The 20,361-nt window shown below is 71.6% G+C and carries 19 protein-coding genes and 1 riboswitch; of the genes, 2 read left to right on the forward strand and 17 right to left on the reverse strand.

Translation table 11 applies throughout. From position 1 onward, the window contains the following. Positions 1–697: 697 nt before the first annotated feature. From AB0M28_RS34525 to rlmN, 4 genes are all read right to left on the reverse strand, one after another. Positions 698–1,711, reverse strand: a complete 1,014-nt coding sequence (locus AB0M28_RS34525; protein ID WP_365413714.1) for an ABC transporter ATP-binding protein — start codon at positions 1,709–1,711, stop codon at positions 698–700. Continuing rightward, positions 1,712–3,361: an iron ABC transporter permease gene (locus AB0M28_RS34530; RefSeq protein ID WP_365413746.1), complete on the reverse strand. Its 1,650-nt coding sequence runs from the start codon at positions 3,359–3,361 to the stop codon at positions 1,712–1,714. It lies immediately after the preceding gene. An 11-nt stretch (positions 3,362–3,372) separates the two neighbouring features. Then, entirely contained in the window at positions 3,373–4,452 is a 1,080-nt protein-coding gene (locus AB0M28_RS34535; RefSeq protein ID WP_365413748.1) for a thiamine ABC transporter substrate-binding protein, read from the reverse strand. Positions 4,453–4,500: 48 nt separating this feature from the next. Then, a riboswitch (TPP riboswitch) is annotated at positions 4,501–4,622 on the reverse strand. Positions 4,623–4,711: 89 nt separating this feature from the next. Then, the gene (gene rlmN, locus AB0M28_RS34540; protein ID WP_365413716.1) at positions 4,712–5,818 is read right to left on the reverse strand and encodes a 23S rRNA (adenine(2503)-C(2))-methyltransferase RlmN; all 1,107 of its coding nucleotides are present in this window, start codon (positions 5,816–5,818) and stop codon (positions 4,712–4,714) included. 160 nt (positions 5,819–5,978) lie between these two features. Here rlmN and AB0M28_RS34545 point away from each other — a divergent pair, with 160 nt between their 5' ends. Further along, positions 5,979–6,227: an SCO4226 family nickel-binding protein gene (locus AB0M28_RS34545; RefSeq protein WP_365413718.1), complete on the forward strand. Its 249-nt coding sequence runs from the start codon at positions 5,979–5,981 to the stop codon at positions 6,225–6,227. Positions 6,228–6,331: 104 nt separating this feature from the next. Here AB0M28_RS34545 and AB0M28_RS34550 read toward each other — a convergent pair whose 3' ends face one another. The 5 genes from AB0M28_RS34550 to rpsB all read right to left on the reverse strand — a co-directional run bounded on the left by AB0M28_RS34550 (position 6,332) and on the right by rpsB (position 11,149). Next, on the reverse strand, positions 6,332–7,381 hold the full coding sequence (locus AB0M28_RS34550; RefSeq protein WP_365413720.1) for a phosphatidate cytidylyltransferase: 1,050 nt from the start codon (positions 7,379–7,381) through the stop codon (positions 6,332–6,334). A 197-nt stretch (positions 7,382–7,578) separates the two neighbouring features. Further along, entirely contained in the window at positions 7,579–8,136 is a 558-nt protein-coding gene (gene frr / locus AB0M28_RS34555) for a ribosome recycling factor (protein WP_365413722.1), read from the reverse strand. Between the two features lie 149 nt (positions 8,137–8,285). Next, positions 8,286–9,047: a UMP kinase gene (pyrH, locus tag AB0M28_RS34560; protein ID WP_365413724.1), complete on the reverse strand. Its 762-nt coding sequence runs from the start codon at positions 9,045–9,047 to the stop codon at positions 8,286–8,288. 159 nt (positions 9,048–9,206) lie between these two features. Beyond that, a complete protein-coding gene (tsf, locus tag AB0M28_RS34565; protein ID WP_365413726.1) occupies positions 9,207–10,043 on the reverse strand; it encodes a translation elongation factor Ts in 837 nt (278 codons plus the stop codon). Between the two features lie 176 nt (positions 10,044–10,219). Next, positions 10,220–11,149, reverse strand: coding sequence for a 30S ribosomal protein S2 (gene rpsB, locus AB0M28_RS34570; protein ID WP_365413728.1), 930 nt, complete (start codon positions 11,147–11,149; stop codon positions 10,220–10,222). A 513-nt stretch (positions 11,150–11,662) separates the two neighbouring features. On the opposite strand from rpsB, the gene AB0M28_RS34575 reads away from it, so the two are divergent. Continuing rightward, a complete protein-coding gene (locus AB0M28_RS34575; RefSeq protein ID WP_365413730.1) occupies positions 11,663–12,373 on the forward strand; it encodes a M23 family metallopeptidase in 711 nt (236 codons plus the stop codon). Between the two features lie 377 nt (positions 12,374–12,750). Here AB0M28_RS34575 and AB0M28_RS34580 read toward each other — a convergent pair whose 3' ends face one another. The 8 genes from AB0M28_RS34580 to lepB form a co-directional block, all read right to left on the reverse strand. Continuing rightward, positions 12,751–13,311 (reverse strand): helix-turn-helix domain-containing protein, encoded by a 561-nt coding sequence (locus AB0M28_RS34580; RefSeq protein ID WP_365413732.1) that lies wholly within the window; start codon positions 13,309–13,311, stop codon positions 12,751–12,753. A 98-nt stretch (positions 13,312–13,409) separates the two neighbouring features. Next, positions 13,410–14,246, reverse strand: coding sequence for an RNA polymerase sigma factor WhiG (whiG, locus tag AB0M28_RS34585; RefSeq protein WP_365413734.1), 837 nt, complete (start codon positions 14,244–14,246; stop codon positions 13,410–13,412). 281 nt (positions 14,247–14,527) lie between these two features. After that, positions 14,528–15,703 (reverse strand): DNA-processing protein DprA, encoded by a 1,176-nt coding sequence (gene dprA, locus AB0M28_RS34590; RefSeq protein ID WP_365413736.1) that lies wholly within the window; start codon positions 15,701–15,703, stop codon positions 14,528–14,530. A 445-nt stretch (positions 15,704–16,148) separates the two neighbouring features. Then, positions 16,149–17,762 (reverse strand): YifB family Mg chelatase-like AAA ATPase, encoded by a 1,614-nt coding sequence (locus AB0M28_RS34595; RefSeq protein WP_365413738.1) that lies wholly within the window; start codon positions 17,760–17,762, stop codon positions 16,149–16,151. Further along, positions 17,762–18,124, reverse strand: coding sequence for a YraN family protein (locus tag AB0M28_RS34600; protein WP_365413740.1), 363 nt, complete (start codon positions 18,122–18,124; stop codon positions 17,762–17,764). Before AB0M28_RS34600 ends, AB0M28_RS34595 begins: the two co-directional genes overlap by 1 nt. A gap of 612 nt (positions 18,125–18,736) precedes the next feature. Continuing rightward, entirely contained in the window at positions 18,737–19,057 is a 321-nt protein-coding gene (locus tag AB0M28_RS34605) for a DUF2469 domain-containing protein (RefSeq protein ID WP_365413741.1), read from the reverse strand. Between the two features lie 38 nt (positions 19,058–19,095). Next, positions 19,096–19,584, reverse strand: coding sequence for an NUDIX hydrolase (locus tag AB0M28_RS34610; protein ID WP_365413743.1), 489 nt, complete (start codon positions 19,582–19,584; stop codon positions 19,096–19,098). Further along, a complete protein-coding gene (lepB, locus tag AB0M28_RS34615) occupies positions 19,574–20,287 on the reverse strand; it encodes a signal peptidase I (RefSeq protein WP_365413744.1) in 714 nt (237 codons plus the stop codon). The genes AB0M28_RS34610 and lepB overlap by 11 nt, the downstream gene beginning before the upstream one ends. Between the last annotated feature and the right edge of the window lie 74 nt (positions 20,288–20,361).

The following is a 20,361-nucleotide window of genomic DNA, read 5'->3' on the forward strand; positions in this document are numbered from 1 at the left end:
TGGCATCGGATTGTGCGGTGAGCGTTGCCGGGTCCTCTTTCGTTCGGTGCGGGAAACGTCGGCGGGTGGTTGCGGTCGTGCGGTCTGGTTGCGTTGTCTTGGGTGCCGGAAACGTCGTGGCGGGCTACGGCGAGGGTGGGGGGCGGGGTCGGGTGGGGCTGCCGGGCGGGGGTTTCCGCGTGGTCGCCTTGGGCGGCGGGCGGGTGTAGCTGAGCGCGGGTGGCATTGCCGGGCGCGGGTTCTCGCGTGGTCGTGAGCGGTCCAGGGCGTGACCGGGTGGTGTGGCGCTGCCGGGCGCGGGTCCTCGCGTGGTCGCCCCGGGCGGGCCCGGCCACCCGAGGTGCGACGGCGGCCCGAACGCCACCAGCCGCCCACCTGCGCCGCACCCACCACCGTCAGCACCCGGCAGCGCAGCCGGGTGCACCGCCCGACCCGCCCGTCCCCGGCCCACCCCGCCACCGGCCAGCCCCTTACGTCACCGCCCCGCCCCGCAACACGCAGCCAGCCCCGGGCCGAAGGCCCGACCCGCGCGCCAGCGCGGGTGCCCACCCACGCCCCCCACACCCGGCAGCGCAACCGTCACTACAGCGAAACCCAGCCCGCCCACCCACACCACAGGCACCCGGCAGCGCACACCGCCAGTCCAGCGCAGCCCGCCCCGCACCGGCACCCACCCGCTCACCCCACCCACCCCCCATCAGCCCCCCAGCACCGCCACCTGCTCCCCCCGGAACTCCACCCCCACCACCGCCCCCACCTCCGGCGCCTCCGCCAGCCCGCAGGACGCCTCCAGCTCCGGGGCGTCCGTGGGGCGCAGCCGCAGCAGCACGTGGTCACCGCGGAACGTCCGTCCCAGTACCTCGCAGCGCAGGCCGTGCGGCGCGAGGCGCACGCCCGCCGGGCGGATCAGGATCGTGCGCGGGCCCTGTGCCGACCCCGGCGGCACCGGGACCTTCCCCCACGGCGTGTCCGCCGCCTCGCCGTGCACCGTCGCCGACGCCACGTTCGCGAAGCCCAGGAAGCGCGCCACGAACGCCGACGCCGGGCGCTCCCAGACCTCCACCGGCGTGCCCGACTGGGCGATGCGCCCCTCGCGCATCACCACCACCCGGTCGGCCAGCGCGAACGCCTCGCCCTGGTCGTGCGTGACCGCGAGGACCGTCGTACCCAACCCGTGGAAGAGTTCACGGAGTTCGACGACGAGGCGCTCGCGGAGCGAGCGGTCCAGCTGACCGAGCGGCTCGTCCAGCATCAGCAGCCGCGGCTCCGGCGCCAGCGCCCGCGCCAGCGCGACGCGCTGCTGCTCGCCGCCGGACAGCGTCGACACCGACCGCCGCCCCGCGCCGGGCAGGCCGACGAGGTCGAGCAGCCCGGCGGTCCGCCGCGCGGCCTCGTCCCGCCCGACGCCGTGCATGCGCAGGCCGAAGGCCACGTTCCCGGCGACGTCCCGCTGCGGGAACAGCTGCTGGTCCTGGAACATCAGGCCCACACCCCGCCGGTGCACCGGCACCCCGGTGAGATCGCGCCCGGCGAGCGACACCCGCCCGGTGTCCGCCGGCTGCAGACCGGCGACGACCCGCAGCAGCGTCGACTTCCCGCTGCCGCTCGGCCCGAGCACGCACACCGTCTCGTGCTCGGCGACGGTCAGCGACACGTCGTCGAGGGCCGTCCGGTCGCCGAAACGGACGGTGACACTGTCCAGCCGCAGCATCTAGAACTCTCCCGATCGGTCGTCGCCCCGCAGGCGTTCGAGGAGGATCAGAGCGGCCGCGCACACCAGCATCAGGATCGTGCTGAGCGCCATCGCCTGCCCGTAGTTGTACTCACCGGCCCGTCCCAGCAGCCGCGCCACCGCGACGGGCAGCGTCGGGTTGTCGGCGCGCGCGATGAAGACCGTCGCCCCGAACTCCCCCAGCGACACGGCGAACGCGAACCCCGCCGCGACCAGCAGCGCCCGCCGTACGAGCGGGAAGTCGACCTCCCGCCACACTCGCCAGGGCGACGCCCCGAGCACCGCCGCCGCCTCGCGCAGCCGGTCGTCCACCGCCCGCAGCACGGGAAGCATCGTCCGTACGACGAAAGGGACACCGACAAGCGCCTGCGCGAGCGGCACCAGGATCCACGCCGACCGCAGGTCCAGCGGCGGTTCGTCGAGGGAGATCAGAAAACCGAAGCCGACGGTGACCGCGGAAGTGCCCAGCGGCAGCATCAGCATGGCGTCGAAACCGCGCACGAACCGTCCCGCCCTCCGGCTGACGGCAGCGGCGGCCAGTCCCCCGACGACGAGGGCGATAACGGTGGCCACCGCGGCGTACGAGAGGGAGTTGCCGATGGCCTCCAGCGGAGGGACGGCGAAGGTGCCGTCGGAGGTCTGCAGCCGCTCGTAGAAGCCGAAGCCGTATCCGCCGGGGGTGGAGAAGGAGCGCTCGACGAGCACGGCGAGGGGCAGCACTATCAGCACCGCCACGACCGCGAGCACCGCTCCCAGCAGCGTCCACTCCCCCGCCCCGCGCGGGCGGCGGGCGGTGCCGGCCGGCGCGACGAGCTTCAGCGCCGTCTCGCGCCGCCGCACGGTCCACGCGTGCACCGCGAGGATCCCCGCCACGGCGGCGAACTGGACGAGCGTCAGCACGGCGGCCGTCGGCAGGTCGAGGAAGTCGGCGGTCTGCCGGTAGATCTCGACCTCCAGCGTGGCGTAGTACGGCCCGCCGAGGATCTGGATCACGCCGAAGGAGGTGAAGGTGAAGAGGAAGACCATCAGCGCGGCGGCCGCCACCGACGGCCCGAGGGCGGGCAGCGTCACCCGCCGCCACGCCGCGAGACGGCCGGCGCCCAGCACCCGTGCGGCCTCCTCCTGGCGCGGGTCGAGCTGCGACCACAGGCCGCCGACGGTCCGTACGACCACGGCGTAGTTGAAGAAGACGTGCGCGAGCAGGATCGCCCACACCGTGGTGTCCAGGCGTACGCCCCACGTGTCGTCCAGCAGCCCGCCGCGTCCGAGCAGGGCCAGGAAGGCGGAGCCCACCACGACGGTCGGCAGGACGAACGGGACGGTCACCACGGCCCGCAGGAACTCCTTGCCCGGGAAGTCGAAGCGGGCGAAGACGTACGCGCCGGGCAGCGCGATCAGCAGCGTGAGGACGGTGGACGCGGCGGCCTGCCAGACGGTGAACCACAGCACCTCCCGGATCCCGGGATCCCCGAGGACCTCCGCGAACCGCCCGAACTGCCACTCCCCGCCCTCGCGCAGCCCGCGCCCCACGATGGCGGCCACCGGATAGACGAAGAACAGCGCGAAGAACGCGGCCGGCACGGCGATCAGGCCGAGCCGTACCGCGCTCCCGCGCGCGTGCCGTAGCACCGCGGGCCGCGTCACCTCACGACGAGCGACGTCCACGTCTTGATCCACTGCTCCCGGTTCTCGTCGATCTTCGCCGGTTCCAGTCCGAGCGGGTCGACCGTGGTGCCGTACTTGGTGAAGAGCTCGGGCAGCCGCGCGTCCTCCCGTACGGGGTAGACGAACATGTTCAGCGGCATGTCCTCCTGGAAGGTCTTGCCGAGCATGAAGTCGATCAGCTTCTTCCCGCCGTCCTCGTTCTTCGCCCCCTTCAGCAGACCCGCGAACTCGATCTGCCGGAAGCAGGTGCCCGTCGACACGCCGGTGGGCGCCTGCTTCGGGGCCGGCTTCACGTCGAGCACCCCGGCCGGCGGGCTGGAGGCGTACGAGACGACCAGCGGCTTGTCGCCCTTGCCGGCGCCCGAGAAGCGCTCGAAGTACGCCTGCTCCCAGCCGTCGACGACCTCGACGCCGTTGTCCTTGAGCTGCTTCCAGTAGCCCTCCCAGCCGTCGTCGCCGTACTCGGCGATGGTGCCGAGGACGAAGCCGAGGCCCGGGGAGGAGGTGGCGGCGTTCTCGGTGACCAGGAGGTTCTTGTACTCGGGCTTCACCAGGTCGGCGAAGGTCTTGGGCGGCTCGAGCTTCTTGTCGGCGAAGTACTTGCGGTCGTAGTTGACGCAGATGCTGCCGTAGTCGATCGGCGTGACCCGGTGCTCGCCGCTGTCGAGCTGCAGGTCCTTCGGGACGGACCCCAGGTCCTTCGCCTTGTACGACGTGAAGATCCCGTTGTCGAGGCCGCGGGAGAGCAGGGTGTTGTCGATGCCGAAGAAGACGTCACCCTGCGGGTTGTCCTTGGACAGGATCGCCTGGTTGACGGCGGAGCCGGCGTCCTTGCCCTTGAGTACCTTGACCTTGAGTCCGGTCTGCTGCTCGAACTCCTTCAGCACGCTTGCGGAGGCCGCGAAGGAGTCGTGGGTGACGAGCGTGACGGTCTTCGGCGAGCCGCCGCCCGCGTCCCCGCCGGAGTCGTCGCCGCAGGCGGCGAGGGCGGTGGCGCCCAGCGCCACGGCCAGGGCGGTCGCGGCGGCGCGCCGCGGGCGGATCCTGCCATTCATCGGCTTCATCGGGCTGCTTTCCTGAACGGGCAGGGCATGGCAGCACGAAGCGAGAGTCGGCCGAACTTCCTACCCAGAATTACCTGGGCGAGGTTCGAGGGTCTGCGGCCTGTGCCCGTGGTGGACGGTGCCGCACTCTCAGCGCTGCGAGCGCTCCCCTGTCGGTTTGTACGAATGAACGATAGCAGCGTGCAGGGGCGGCGGAGTCCGGCCGGACCCGGGCCTGCTTCGCGGCCCGTTCTCCGGCCTGTCCCCCGGCCTACTTCTCCGCTGCGGCGAGCTGCCCGCAGGCGCCCTCGATCTCCTGACCGCGGGTGTCGCGGACCGTGACGGGAACACCGTGGGCCTCCAGGGCCGCGACGAACGCGCGCTCGTCCTCCGGCCGCGAGGCCGTCCACTTCGACCCGGGCGTCGGGTTCAGCGGGATCAGGTTCACGTGGACGCGGTTGCCCTTGAGGAGGCGGCCCAGCAGGTCCGCCCGCCATGCCTGGTCGTTGATGTCCCGGATCAGGGCGTACTCGATGGACACGCGACGCCCGGACTGCTCGGCGTAGCCCCACGCGGCGTCGAGCACCTCGCGGACCTTCCACCGGGTGTTCACGGGCACCAGCTCGTCGCGGAGCTCGTCGTCGGGTGCGTGCAGCGACACGGCGAGGCGGCACTTGAGGCCCTCGTCGGCGAGCCGGTTGATGGCGGGCACGAGGCCGACGGTCGACACGGTGATGCCGCGCTGCGAGAGCCCGAGCCCGTCCGGCTCGGGGTCGGTGAGGCGGCGGATGGCGCCGAGCACGCGGTTGTAGTTGGCGAGGGGCTCGCCCATGCCCATGAACACGATGTTCGACAGCCGCGCCGGCCCGCCGGGCACCTCGCCGTCGCGCAGGGCGCGCATGCCCTCGACGATCTGGTGCACGATCTCCGCGGTCGACAGGTTCCGGGTGAGCCCCGCCTGCCCGGTCGCGCAGAAGGGGCAGTTCATCCCGCACCCGGCCTGCGAGCTGATGCACATGGTGACCCGGTCGGGATACCGCATCAGCACGGACTCGACGAGCGTCCCGTCGAACAGCCGCCACAGCGTCTTGCGCGTCGTGTCGTCGTCACACGACAGATGCCGCACGACGCTCATCAGCTCGGGCATCAGCGCGTCGCGCAGCCCCTCCCGCGCGCCGGCCGGGATATCGGTCCAGTCGGCGGGATCGCTGGTGTACCGCGCGAAGTAGTGCTGCGACAGCTGCTTGGCCCGGAACGGCTTCTCCCCCAGGGCGGCCACAGCCTCCTTACGCTCCGCAGGCGTGAGGTCGGCAAGGTGCCGCGGCGGCTTCTTGACCCCGCGGGGGGCGACGAAAGTGAGTTCTCCGGGTTTAGGCATAGCCCTACCAGTGTCGCAGATCGGGAGCCGTGACCCGCACCGCGCACAGGGCCCGTGGAATCACCCGCCGCCGTCGGGCCCTGACGCTCCGTGGCACATCAGGCGGCCTTCCGACGCGGGGTGCAGCATGGAAGTACCGGCCATCAGGAGGTGCGTGATCATGACGGAGTTCATGGACGTTCACCACGGGATGAAGGGGATCACGGACGCTCAACTGCAGGAGGCACACCGCGCGGACCTGGCCATCCAGGCCGACGAGGGAGTGCAGTTCAAGCAGGCCTGGGCAGACCCCGAGTCCGGAGTGGTCTACTGCCTTTCGGAGGCACCGTCGGCGGAGGCGGTACAGCGCATTCACGCCCGCACCGGCCACCCGACGGACGAGATCCACCCAGTGCCGCTCTCGGCCTGACCCCTGCCCAGCGCGGGGAAGGGTGCGACGAGCGCCGCTCGCCCGCGCCGGGCCCATCCCGCACCGCGAGGGGCGGGCTCAGTTCACGCTCTGCCGCGGGCCGCTCAGTTCATCCCCACGAACGCCACCAGCAGCAGCCACACCACCGGCGCCGTCGGCAGCAGGGAGTCCAGGCGGTCCATGATGCCGCCGTGGCCGGGCAGCAGCGTGCCCATGTCCTTGATGCCCAGGTCCCGCTTGATCATCGACTCGCCGAGGTCGCCCAGCGTGGCGCTCGCGGCGACGGCGAGCCCGAGCACTAGACCCTGCCACCACCGGCCGTCGTCGATCAGGAACTGCATGCACAGCGCGCCGGCCACCATCGCGAAGGCCGCCGCGCCGACCAGGCCCTCGCGGGTCTTCCCGGGGCTGATCCGCGGCGCGAGCTTGTGCTTGCCGAACTTGTACCCCACGGCGTACGCGCCGGTGTCGCTCACGACGGTGAGGATCAGGAACGTGAGCACCCGCCACGGTCCGTCCGCGTCCGCCGCCAGCATCATCACCACGAACGTGGCGAGGAAGGGCACGTAGAACGCGGCGAAGACGCCGGCGGTCACGTCCCGCAGATAGTCCTCCGGCGGCTCCGTCATCCGCCAGACCAGCACCGCGAGCGCCGTGAGGGCCATCGCGACCCACGCGCCCTCCGCACCGCGGGCGTACCCGGCGACGACCATGGCGACGCCGCCGACGGCGAGCGGGATCAGCGGGGCCTTGACGCCCTTCTGCTCCGACAGCCGGGAGGTGAGCTCCCACAGACCGACGACCACGGCCGCGGCCACGACGCCCACGAAGACGACCTTGTAGACGAAGAGCGAGGCGATGATCACCGCGCCCAGCCCGAGGCCGACGCCGACGGCCGCGCCGAGGTCCCGGCCGCCGCGCTGGCGCCTCTGCGGCTCGGGCCGCGGCTCGGCCGGTCCCGCCGGCTCGGCCGGCCGTGCGCCCTGCGGACCGCTCACCGGCGGCTCCTCGGGCGGGACGCCGGGCACCATGGGCATGGGCTGAGTCTGCGCCGGATCGGCACCGACCGGCCCGGGACCCGCCGGAGCGGGCCCCTGTCCGTTCGGCCCCCAGTAACCGGGGCTGTTCGGGGCGCCCCAGGAGGAATCATTCACTGCTGAGGTGTCCCTCGAGTAGCTGTACCGGTTGATGGAGTGGGTCGTCGTGCGGGAGCCCCGCCGTAGCGCGGAGGCGGGCGCCCCCGCGCGGGCGACAGGAGGCCTCAGACCTCCGATCGCGGGCGGCAGAAGGCCGTCAGACCAGTCGCGAGCGACAGGAGGCCAGACCTCCGGTCGCGGGCGACAGAAGGCCGTCAGACCTCCAGCAGCTCCGCTTCCTTGTGCTTGAGCAGCTCGTCGACCTGCGCCACGTACTTGTGGGTGGTGTCCTCGAGCTCCTTCTCGGCGCGGCGGCCCTCGTCCTCGCCGACCTCGCCGTCCTTGATCAGCTTGTCGATGGTCTCCTTGGCCTTACGGCGTACGGAGCGGATCGACACCCGGGAGTCCTCGGCCTTGCCGCGCGCGACCTTGATGTACTCCTTGCGGCGCTCCTCCGTCAGCTGCGGGAAGGTCACCCGGATGATGCTGCCGTCGTTCGACGGGTTGACGCCGAGGTCCGAATCCCGGATCGCCTGCTCGATGTTGCGCAGGGCGCTCTTGTCGAACGGGGTCACCACGGCCATCCGCGGCTCCGGCACCGAGAACGACGCCAGCTGGTTGATGGGCGTCGGGGCGCCGTAGTAGTCGGCGACGATCTTGTTGAACATCGCCGGGTGGGCACGGCCGGTGCGAATGGCGGCGAAGTCCTCCTTCGCGACCACGACGGCCTTCTCCATCTTCTCCTCGGCCTCGAGGAGGGTCTCTTCGATCACCATTGGCTCCTGGTCTCGTCAGTGAGCGGGACTGCCGCCGCTCCCGCACGCGTCTCCCCTGCACGGTGTCCGACCGGCAGGCGGTTGTCCATCCCTCGCGGTGATGGCCATCCCTCTCAGGTGAGGGCGTCACCTCACCGGGGAGGGCTTCAGCCCCGTGTGCTGTGGTCGCTCACCAGCGTGCCGATCTTCTCACCCTTCACGGCGCGGGCGATATTGCCCTCCGCGAGCAGCTCGAAGACAAGGATCGGCAGCTTGTTGTCCCGGCACAGGGTGATGGCGGTGGCATCGGCCACCTTGAGGTCCCGGGTGATGACCTCGCTGTACTCCAGCGCGTCGAACCGCACCGCGTCGCGGTTGGTGCGCGGGTCGGAGTCGTACACCCCGTCCACGCCGTTCTTGCCCATGAGCAGCATCTCCGCGTCGATCTCCAGCGCGCGCTGGGCGGCGGTGGTGTCGGTGGAGAAGTACGGCATGCCCATACCGGCGCCGAAGATCACGACGCGGCCCTTCTGCAGATGCCGTACGGCGCGCAGCGGGATGTAGGGCTCGGCGACCTGGCCCATGGTGATGGCGGTCTGCACGCGCGAGTCGGTGCCCTCCTTCTCCAGGAAGTCCTGGAGGGCCAGGCAGTTCATCACGGTGCCGAGCATGCCCATGTAGTCGGAGCGGGCCCGGTCCATACCGCGCTGCTGCAGCTCGGCGCCGCGGAAGAAGTTGCCGCCGCCGATGACCACGGCGATCTCGGCGCCGTCGCGGACCACCGCCGCGATCTCGCGGGCGACCTTGTGCACGACGTCGGGGTCCACCCCGAGGCCGGTACCGCCGGAGAACGCCTCGCCGGAGAGCTTCAGCAGGAAGCGCCGGGGCTTGGTCCTCTCGGGGTGGCTGTGGTCCGCTCCGTCATTCATCTGGGTCTCCTCGTACACAAACCGAGAAGGCCATTGCCGCGGGGTCTTCGGTGTTTCGAATCCCGGACTCGGCAATGGCCTCCTCGTCGATCGGTCGCCGTCGTCTCCGCTTTCCCGGGTTCGAACCCTAGCGGGACGGACGGCCTTCCGCAGTTACGCTCAGGCGCCGACGCGGATGCGCGAGAAGCGCTGCAGCGTCACGCCGGCCTCGTCCAGTACCTTCTGGACGGTCTTCTTGTTGTCGTGCGCGAACGCCTGCTCGAGGACGACGTTCTCCTTGAAGAAGCCGTTGACGCGACCCTCGACGATGCGCGGCAGGGCGGCCTCCGGCTTGCCCTCCTCGCGGGAGGTGGCCTCGGCCACGCGGCGCTCGTTCTCGACGGTCTCGGCCGGGACGTCCTCACGGGTGAGGTACTTCGGCGCGAAGGCGGCGATGTGCTGCGCGACGGACTTGGCGACCTCGGCGTTCGGCTTGTCCAGCTGGACCAGCACGCCGACCTGCGGCGGCAGGTCCGGGGAGGTGCGGTGCATGTACGCGGCGACGTAACCGTCGGTGAACTGCGCGAAGCGGTCCAGGACGATCTTCTCGCCGAGGTTGGCGTTGGCCTCGTCGACGTACGCCTGCACGGTCTTGCCGGCCTCGATCTCGGAGGCGAGCAGCGCCTCGAGGTCGGCGGGGGAGGTCTTCGCGACGTGGACGGCGAGGGCCTCGGCGACGGAGACGAACTTGTCGCCCTTGGCGACGAAGTCGGTCTCGCACTTCAGCTCGACCAGCACACCGGTGGTGTTGTCGTCGGCGATGAGGGAGACGACGGCGCCGTTGGAGGCGTCGCGGCCCTCACGCTTGGCGACACCCTTCTGGCCCTTGACGCGGAGGAGCTCGACGGCCTTCTCGACGTCGCCCTCGGCCTCGTCCAGCGCCTTCTTGCAGTCCATCATGCCGGCGCCGGTGAGCTCGCGGAGCTTCTTGACGTCAGCGGCGGTGAAGTTCGCCATGATCTTGGATTTCTCTCTCAGAAGTCGGATCTACGCTGATCTGGGTTTGATCCACGTCCCGGCGTCGATCCACGCGTCTCTCGGCGTCGATCCACGCGTCGGCGTCGATCTACGCGACGGACGGCGGGGGTTTCGCGCCCCCCGCCGTCATGCACGCCGCGTTCCGGGGGCCTGGGTCAGGCCTGCTCGCCCTCGGTCTCAGCGGACTCCTCGACCGCCTCGACGACCGCGGGGGCCGGGGTCTCGACGACAGCGGGGACGACGGTGTCGTCAGCCGCGGGCACGCCCACGACCGCGTCGACGGCGGCCTCGGTCTCGGTATCGGCCTTCTTCTCACCCTCGAGGAGGTCGCGCTCCCACTCGGCGAGGGGCTCGCCGGCGCCCTTCTCGGCCTTCTCGTCGCCCTGCGCCTGGCCGGAGCGGGCGATGAGGCCCTCGGCGACGGCGTCGGCGATCACACGGGTGAGCAGGGTGACGGAGCGGATCGCGTCGTCGTTGCCCGGGATCTTGTAGTCGACCTCGTCGGGGTCGCAGTTGGTGTCGAGGATCGCGACGACGGGGATGCGCAGCTTGCGCGCCTCACCGACGGCGATGTGCTCCTTCTTGGTGTCCACGATCCAGACGGCGCTCGGCACCTTCTGCATGTCGCGGATGCCGCCCAGGGTCTTCTCCAGCTTCGCCTTCTCGCGGGAGAGGACCAGGAGCTCCTTCTTGGTGAGGCCGGAGGCGGCCACGTCCTCGAAGTCGATCTGCTCGAGCTCCTTGAGGCGCTGCAGACGCTTGTAGACGGTGGAGAAGTTGGTGAGCATGCCGCCCAGCCAGCGCTGGTTGACGTAGGGCATGCCGACGCGGGTGGCCTGCTCTGCGATGGCCTCCTGCGCCTGCTTCTTCGTACCGACGAACATGATGGAGCCGCCGTGCGCGACGGTCTCCTTCACGAACTCGTAGGCGCGGTCGATGTACGACAGCGACTGCAGCAGGTCGATGATGTAGATGCCGTTGCGCTCGGTGAAGATGAATCGCTTCATCTTCGGGTTCCAGCGCCGGGTCTGGTGCCCGAAGTGGACGCCGCTCTCCAGCAGCTCCCGCATCGTGACGACGGCCATGGCCGTACTCCTCGGTTTCTCGGTTGTCGCCCCGGCCGTTTTCGGCCGGTGCATTGCCTGACGCCCCTGGTGACGACGCGCCCTCCCGCTGCACGCGGGGGGACCGAGAGTCGTCGTGCCACGGCTCGTGCTACTCGCCGGTGGCGGGGCGTGCGAAGTCGACCCGGGTGACCCGGGTCGCCATGAAAAGTGTACGGGACGGGGGGAGGGGGTTTGACCAGGAGCGGGTCCGAGGGGTGACGGGGCGGCGCGCGGGGCCCGCGGCGGGGGCCGGACCTGCGGTTACGGGGGCGGCGGGGGTGGTTCCTGAGGGTGACGGGGTTGTCCACACCGGCCGGGCTGTCCACAGCGGGGGCCCTTGATCCACGCGGATGCGGACTCCTGCGGAAGGCTCGCGACATGCGATACGACGAGGGGCGGCCGGGGACGGACGGGTGGTGCCCGGCGGCCCGGGCGATGCGTCCGGCCGGGGCGACGGGGCGGGGGGCGCTGGGGCCTTTGCGGGCGCCGGCCATGGCGCTGGCTCTGGCGCTGGCGTGGGCCGGCGGTCCGGCGGCGGCGGGCCCGGTGGGACCCCCTCGCGCGGGGGCGGAGGGGGTGCGGGGTGGGGACTCGGGAGGGGTGGCGCGGGTCGAGCACGTACGAGGGGTGACGCGAGTAGGTCTGGCACGGGGCCGAGCGGAGGGCCGTGCGACGGCCGCACCGGGTCCGGGTGACCGGATCGGCTCGCCCGGGGACAGAGCGTGGCCGGTGACGGGCCCGACGGGCCGCCGCCCCGTGATCCTCCGTGGCTACGACCCACCGGCCACGCCGTACGGAGCGGGACACCGGGGCGTGGATCTACGAACGACCCCGGGCACCCCGGTAAGGGCCGCAGCGGCCGGAACGGTGACGTTCGCGGGCCTGGTGGCGGGACGGGGGGTGGTCTCGATCACCCTGGCGGCAAGCGGCGACCCACCCCTGCGCACGACATACGAACCGGTCACGCCCACGACGAAGAAGGGCGACCGAGTAAACGCAGGCGACCTGGTAGGCCACATCCAGCCGACGAATTCCCACTGCCCCACCCCCTGCCTCCACTGGGGCCTACGCAGAGCAGACACGTACCTCAACCCCCTATCCCTACTCCCCCACGCCCTCCTCCACCGCACCCCCTCCCGCCTACTCCCAGTAACGGGCATCCCGGTAGGCACACGACGCCACACACCAGGCACCCGGCGATAACCCCACCCCAGCCCGTCCGGCGCATGAGGACGAGGCGCGCAGCGCCAACAGATCAGCCACCAGGCAATAAGGGGAGGGCCCAAACCCAGCCCGTCCGGCGCTTGAGGACGAGCGCCGTCCAGGCGCGAAAAGCGGGCGCAGCGCCGACACACCGGCCACCAGGCGCCGGGGCAAACGGCCCAAACCCAGCCCGTCCGGCGCTTGAGGACGAGGCGCGCAGCGCCGATACGCCAGCCACCAGGCAATAGGGGGAGGACCCAAACCCAGCCCGTCCGGCGCTTGAGGACGAGCGCCGCCAGGCGCGATGCGGGCGCAGCCCGCGAAGGGGGCCCGGGAGCGGAGCCCCCGCAGCGGAAGGCGAGGGCGGCGTGGGAGGGCTAGGGCGTGACGACGCCGCGGAGGACCACCGCCACCGCCGCATCCGCGATGACCGCCGCCGACTCCGCCACCCCGAGCTCCGTCCGCCGCACAGCCGCGTCCACAACCCCCTGCAACAACATCGCCGTGAGCCGAGGCTCACCATGCCCGAGCTCCGAAAGCGCGTCGACGACCATCGACACCAGCCCCCCGTGCGCAGCACGGATCTTCTCGCGAGCCCCCGCATCCAGCTCACCGGCCGAGATCGCGACCACCGCACGATGCCGCCGATCACCCACCAGCGACAGCTGCCCCCGCACATACGCCTCAACCTTCGCCGCAGGCGAATCCGCCGCGGCCATGGCCGCCTCGACCTCCGCCGCCCAGACGGGGAAGTCGACAGCGCACAGCTCCTCGACCACGGCGGCCCGGCTACGGAAGTACTCGTACACGGACGACCGCGCCAGCCCCGTGCGCTCCGCGAGCGCGGGGAACGTCAGCGCTTCCGTACCGCCCTCGGAGAGAAGCGAACGCGCGGCATCCAGCAACGCCGCGCGCTGCATGTTCCGGTGCTCGGCCACGGAGGCCGCTCTGATGCGGGGCACGGCACCACTTTATGCCGCCCACACCCACGACGTGGAGACGCCCCCGCAGGGGCAGCCGCGCCACGGGCGGCCGCTCACCGCCCGAAGGCCGCCAACTTCGCCCGCAACTGCAGCACGGACTTCGTGTGGATCTGGCTGACCCGACTCTCCGTGACCCCGAGGACCTGACCGATCTCGGCGAGCGTCAACCCCTCGTAGTAGTACAGGGTGACCACGGTCTTCTCCCGCTCGGGCAGCGTGTTGATGGACCGGGCGAGCAGCCGCCGCAGTTCGCGGTCCTCCGCCACCTCGACCGGGTTGTCCGCGGCGGTGTCCTCCAGGGTGTCCATCAGGCTGAGCCGGTCACCGCTGTCGGAGCTGACGTGGAGCAGCTCCTCCAGGGCCACGACGTTGGCCAGGGACAACTGGCTGAACACCCCGTGCAGTTCCTCCAGCGAGATCCCCATCTCGTCGGCGACCTCGGCCTCCGTCGGACTGCGCCGCAGCGACGCCTCGAGCGTCCCGTACGCCCGCTCGACCGCCCGCGCCTTCTGCCGTACGGACCGTGGGATCCAGTCCAGCGCCCGCAGTTCGTCGATCATCGCGCCGCGGATCCGGGTGATGGCGTACGTCTCGAACTTGATCGAGCGCTCCGGATCGAACTTCTCGATCGCGTCGATGAGCCCGAAGACGCCCGAGGAGACGAAGTCCGCCTGTTCCACGTTGGCGGGCAGGCCCACGCTGACCCGTCCGGCCACGTACTTGACCAACGGCGAGTAGTGCAGGATGAGCTGCTCACGCAGCCGCCCGTCACCGGTCTCCTTGTAGGCCCGCCACAGCCCCTCGGTCGAGGTGGGCACCGTGGGACGCAGCGAGCCGCGATCCGCGCCGGACGCTGCCGCGCGGTCGGACCCGTGGATGTGCTGGGGCATGCGTCGCCTAGTGCCGTTCTGTTTCGAGATCCGGTGATCCGGTTCTCCCCGCCGGGTGTCCGGGAACGGGAATCCTAGTGAGCGTAGCGTGACATCGCTGTCGCGGAGTGCGACTGATGTGTCTTTCTCTGCCCGCAGATACGTTCCGCTGCCCGCACCTCCGGGTTACCCGGCGAGCGCCGGCCAACTGCCGGGAGCGGATCGGGACGGGAACTGGAAGGGGGCGCTTCGGATTCATCCCCATCACCCTTTCACCGGAACGCCCCAGGTCAAGGACCGCCTCACCACCCCTTGGAGTGCTCGCTCGAACAGACGGCCAACCGCCACGTGCCGCCCGTCCGTTCGACGAAGCCCAGTGCCTGCAGCTCGTAAAGCCTGCCCAGGGCTTCGTCGCGCTCCGTGCCCGACACGCGAGCCACCCAGGCGCAGTCCACGCTCCCCCGACCGGGTAATGCTTCGAGCACACGTGCGGTACTCGGCGGCAGTCGGTCACGTGCAGTGACGGGTCCGCGCCGCGCCGGGCCGAGTTCCTCGCCGATCCGGCCCACGAGCTCCGCGACTTGGGCGGCGTCCGTGACCACCTCGGCCCCGTCGCGCAGCAGTTCGTGTACGCCGTCGGACACGCCCGAGGTCACCGGCCCCGGCACCCCCATCGTGATCCGCCCCAGCGCGCGGGCCTGCCGGGCGGTGGACAGCGAACCGCTGCGCAGGGCGGCCTCGACCACCACGGTGCCCCGGGTGAGGGCGGCGATGACGCGATTACGCAGGATGAAGCGGCTGCGGGTGGGATGCTCCCCTGGCGCCAACTCGGCCAGCAGCAAACCCTGTTCCGCAATCCTGCCGATCAGCTCGGTGTTGCCCGGCGGGTAGGCCCGGTCGACCCCGCAGGCCAGGACGGCGAGGGTGGCTCCGTGGGCGGCCAGCGCGCCGCGGTGGGCGGCCGAGTCGACTCCGTAGGCGGCACCCGAGGCGACGATCCAGCCCCGCCGGGCCAGGCCCGCGGCGAGCGTGCCGGCGACGTGGGCGCCGTACTCGGTGCAGGCTCGGGCGCCGACCACGGCGACCGAGCGCAGGGCCCAGAGCCTCAGGTCGGGCCGGCCCCGCACCCAGAGCCCGAGGGGACGGGCATCGCCCAGATCGTCGAGCTGCGTCGGCCACTCCCGGTCCCCCGGGCACACGAACCTCCCGCCCCCTGCGGCGATCCCGTCGAGCACGCGCTCCGGCTCGAACCCCCGCGCCCGCCCCCGGAACCCCTCGACGCCGCGCCCTCTCGCATACGGCGGCGCCGGCCCCGCCCGCCCCAGATCCCGCGCGACCACCTCCGCCCCGTAGTCCCGGACCCACCGCCCCACACCCTCGTCCCCCGGCTCGACGATCCGGCTCAACACGACGCGCGCAAGCCGCTCACCGTCGGCCACGTCGTCAGTCGGCACGACCTCACCGCCCACCGCCACCATGGCGCCCCTCCTTCCCTGCGCCCCCGTGCGAGGGGCCTCCGCAATCCACACGCACCAACAGCTCCCGGGGCTCCGCCCCGAACCCCTGCAAGGGGGCCTGCGGGCACGCCACCGTCCGTGGGCATGTACCGGCGCCCTTACGTCCAGCTCAACCGAGCGGAAGCGCCAGAGGCGCCCCCACCACCCATCGACCGCCTGGCCAAGTTCCGCCCCGGCTCATGTGGAACCCGATCGAGCTCCGCCCCACTCCACGTCGGCCGGTCATGAAACCCGCCCCGCCCCGCGCGGGACCGCCCTGAGCCCCCGCCCGGGCCAGTGCCCGTTCCACCCGGACATGGGGGGACTGACCGGGGACAGCAGGACCTCGTAGGCCGGGCTGGGCCGGCTCGGGCGGCCCCGTCCTGTGGGCGATTGGTCATCGGGGCTGCGGCTGGCCGTCTTGGGATCAACCGCGGGAGGTGTAGGTCACGCCTCTGGGGACTCCTGTGCGTAGTTCCAGGGCGAAGTTGACGTCCTCCGCCGTGGGGCGGTCGTGGTCCGCCAGGTCGGCCACCGTCCAGGCGACGCGCAGGACGCGGTCCAGGCCGCGCGCCGTGAGCAGGCCCCTTTCCATGTCGCACTCCGCCTCGTACAGCGCTCCGGGGAGTGGGGGCCAGCGAGTGCGCAGTTCGTAGCCCGGGACCTCGCCGTTCGTCGACCACGGGGTGTTCGCCAGGCGGTCCGACGCGCGCTCGCGGGCTTGTAGTACGCGGGCGGCCACCTCGGCGGTGGACTCGCCGCGCAGCGTGTCTCCCGTCAGCTCCGGGCGGGCCACCGGGGCGACCGTGATCCGCAGGTCGATCCGGTCCATCAGTGGGCCGGACAGCCGCGCACGATAGCGGCGGACGAGCTCCGGGCGGCAGTCGCACACCTCACCGCCCGGTGAGCCGTAGCGCCCGCACGGGCACGGGTTCGCCGCCATGACCAGTAGGAAACGCGCCGGCATGCTCATCATCCCGGCCGCCCGGGCCACCACCACATGCCCCGATTCCAGCGGCTGACGCATCGCGTCGAGGGCCTGGGGTCTGAATTCCGGCGACTCGTCGAGGAACAGCACCCCTCGGTGGGCCAGGGACACCGCCCCTGGCCGCGGCAGACCGACGCCGCCGCCCACGAGTGCCGCCATGGATGCCGAGTGGTGCGGTGCGCAGTACGGCGCCCGCGTCACCATCGGCTGGCCCGGCGGCAGCGTGCCGGCGACCGAGTGGACCGCCGTGACCTCCAGCGACTCCTTCTGCGTCAGCGGTGGCAGCAGGCCGGGCAGCCGCTCCGCGAGCATCGTCTTGCCAGCACCTGGCGGGCCCTTGAGGAAGATGTGGTGCCGGCCCGCCGCCGCGACCTCCAGCGCCGCACGTGCCATCCGCTGGCCCGCGACGTCCGCCAGGTCCGGTGGCGGCTCGCCGCCCAGCAGTCCTGTGCCGAGGCCTGCGCCGGGGACGGAGATCCCCGTCAGCATCGGGTCGGACCGGCCGGCCTCCTCCTCGTCCGGTTCCTCGTCCGGAGGTGCCTCGTCGTTGAGCAGGGCGATGAGCTGGCGCAGGCTGCGTACCCCCAGTACGGACATGCCCGGCACGAGGGTGGCCTCCGCGGCCGTCCGCTCCGGGACGACCACCTGCTTGTACCCCACGTCGGCCGCGGCCAGCACGGCCGGCAGGACGCCCCGTACGGCCCGGACCCGGCCGTCCAGGCCCAGTTCGCCGATCATCACGAGGTGGGCCAGCTGGGACGGGTCGATGCGCTCCGCCGCGCCCAGGATCGCGCAGGCGATGGCCAGGTCGAAGCCGCTGCCGCCCTTCGGGACGGAGGCCGGACTCAGGCCGATCGTCAGCTTCCGCTGCGGCCAGGACACACCGGAGTTGACCACCGCCGCCCGGACCCGGTCACGGCTCTCCGCCAGGCTGCGGTCGGGCAGGCCGACCAGGGAGAAGTTGGCCACGCCCGGCTCCAGGTCCGCCTGGACCTCGACCACCACGCCCTCGACCCCCACCAGAGTCACCGAGCAGGTGCGCGCGAAGACCATCAGGCCACGCCCCGTACGTGCTCCACCTGCGCGGCTCCCCGCTCGGGGAGGAGCACGCCGACCAGGTCGATCCGCACACCGCCGGCGGGTGGTCCGCCGTGGCGGCGGAGCCACTCCTCCGCCAAGTGGCGCAGCCTGGCGCTCTTCTCCTCCGTCACCGCCGCCATGGGGTGTTCGAAGCCGCCGCCGGAGCGGGTCTTCACCTCGCAGATCACCAGGGCGTCGTCGTCCAGGGCGACCAGATCGATCTCGCCCTCGCGGCACCGCCAGTTCCTGGCCAGGACGGTCATGCCCGCGGCCGTGAGTGTGCGTTCGGCGAGGCGTTCGCCGTATCGTCCGATGGCCTGTTTCGCGTTCGTCACGCGGATCACCTCCGGCTACGACGATGCCTCGGCGCTCCGCGCGTATTGGATCTTGGTGGATAAGCCGGGTGACGGATGTTATCCACAGGCCGGCGGGGCGGCGGTCGGTCGTGTGTCCGCGGCGCGCGGCGCGCGCCTGTGGGCAGGTCTGGGGGCTCCGCCCCCAGCCCCCCGGGGTGGGGGCGGGTTTCGGTCGGGCGGCAGGAAGGAGCCTGGTCGGCGGCGTGGGGTGGTTCCGATCCAGCGGTACGAAGGAGCCAGGCCGCGGCGCGGGGCGATCCCGGTCCAGCCACACCAGGAGCCGGGCCCGCAGCGAGGAGTGGTTCCGGTCGGCGCCAGGTAGGAGCCGGGCCCGCGGCGTGAGGGGTTCCGGGCCGACGGCACGGAAGGAGGCGGGCAGGTTCCACGCGCTACGCGGAGGGGTGGGTTCGTACGGCACCCGTGCGGCCAGAGCAGGAACCAAAATTCAGCGCCCCACGCAGCAGCAGGGAACGTCATCACGCCCGGGAGCGGCGTGGGGCAGCGGGGCCGTTCACGCGCGGGCGCCCCAGACCTCGGCCCCGCTGCAAGCGAGGCGAGAGGCCCCCCGCCCGACGTAGACCGCCCTTGTTCTCAGCCCCCCAGCTCGTCCGACGACAGATCGAGGTCTGCCTTGTTCAGCTCCTCGATGTTCACGTCCTTGAACGTGAGCACCCGTACCTGCTTCACGAAGCGCGCCGGCCGGTACATGTCCCACACCCACGCGTCCGCCATCGAGACCTCGAAGAACACCTCACCCTGCACGGAGTGCACCTGCATCTCGTAGTCATTGGTGAGATAGAAGCGCCGCTCGGTCTCGATCACGTATTTGAACAAGCCGACGACGTCTCGGTACTCCCGGTAGAGCTTCAGCTCCATCTCGGTCTCGTACTTCTCGAGGTCCTCAGCGCTCATCGCGCGTCCCCTTCCGCCGTCGTTCCCCACATTGTGCGTCAGACCCGCTCCGTCCTGAGGCGGAGCGGCCGACTCGGGGGGCCTTCGTCGATCAGCTGTCGCAGCAGTTCGGCGAGTGTGGTCGGGTACACGGTCTCACGCGTGGCCGACAGTTCCCCGGAAGTCCACCATCGCAGCCCGGTCACACTGCGCTGCTCCAGTTCGGACCAGCCGTCCGTGGAGACGCTGGTACGGGCGGTCCGGGCCAGGAAGTACCACTCGTCCTGCTCCCAGCGCCGGCCGTCGAACGAGAACGCGCACTGCCGCTGCCACAGTACGGGGCCCAGCTCCACGTCTGTGATCCCCGTCTCCTCCTTGAGCTCCCGCAGCGCGGCCTCTTCGCGCGTCTCCGCGCCCTCCAGGCCGCCGCCGGGCGTGAACCACCAGGTGTCGGAGGGGTCCGCGGGCTCGTACCCGTGCAGAAGCAGCACACGGTCCTCGGGGTCCAGCAGCACCACGCGGGCCACCGTCCGTCGTTCAGTCGGCACGACGCCTCCTCAGTCGCGCGGCGACAGGGCCGTACGCCGCGCCTCCCAGGATCAGCACGGCTCCCACGATGACCGCCGCGACCAGCGGCTTCACCGGGCCCGGGGTGGAGACGCCGCCGGGCAGGCCCGCGAAGCCCGTCGCCCGGGGCAGCATCCGCGCCTCGCCGAGCGGCCAGGCTGTGGCGTCGACGCGCGCCTGCACGGAGTCCGCGGAGATCGAGCCCTGTGCCTGGTCCGTGAGCCGGTTGCGGGAGTCGACCGAGGTGCTGCGGTGGTCGCCCAGGAGGAAGAGGCGTCCCTGTTCGACCGTCGTGGAGAACGGCTGGAAGGCGCCCAGGCCCTTGTCGCGGAGGTAGGGCTCTTCGACGGGCTTCCCGTTGACCGTCAGCCGGCCCTTGTCGTCGCAGCAGGCGACCTCGTCGCCGCCGATGCCGACCACGCGCTTGACCTCGGGGGCGTTGCCCCACAGGACGTCCTTGAAGACCACCACGTCGCCCCGGCGGATCTCGTCGGCGGATATCCGCTCGGCGAGGACCCGGTCGCCGGCGGCGACGGTCGGGGACATCGAGTTCGTGGGCACGGTGTACGGGCGGTAGAGGAGCGCACCCCAGACGAAACCGCCCAGGAAGAGGACGCAGCCCAGGGCGACCCCGATGTTCGACGCTATGGTGCCGGGCCTGCGGCCGGCGGTTGGCTGTCCCATGCGCGGCACATTACCTATCGGTAGGGCCTGGCGTCACGGTCAGGAAATTTCTGGGGGCTCCGCCCCCAGACCCC

The organism is Streptomyces sp. NPDC051940, from assembly GCF_040680895.1.
Classification (GTDB): domain Bacteria; phylum Actinomycetota; class Actinomycetes; order Streptomycetales; family Streptomycetaceae; genus Streptomyces.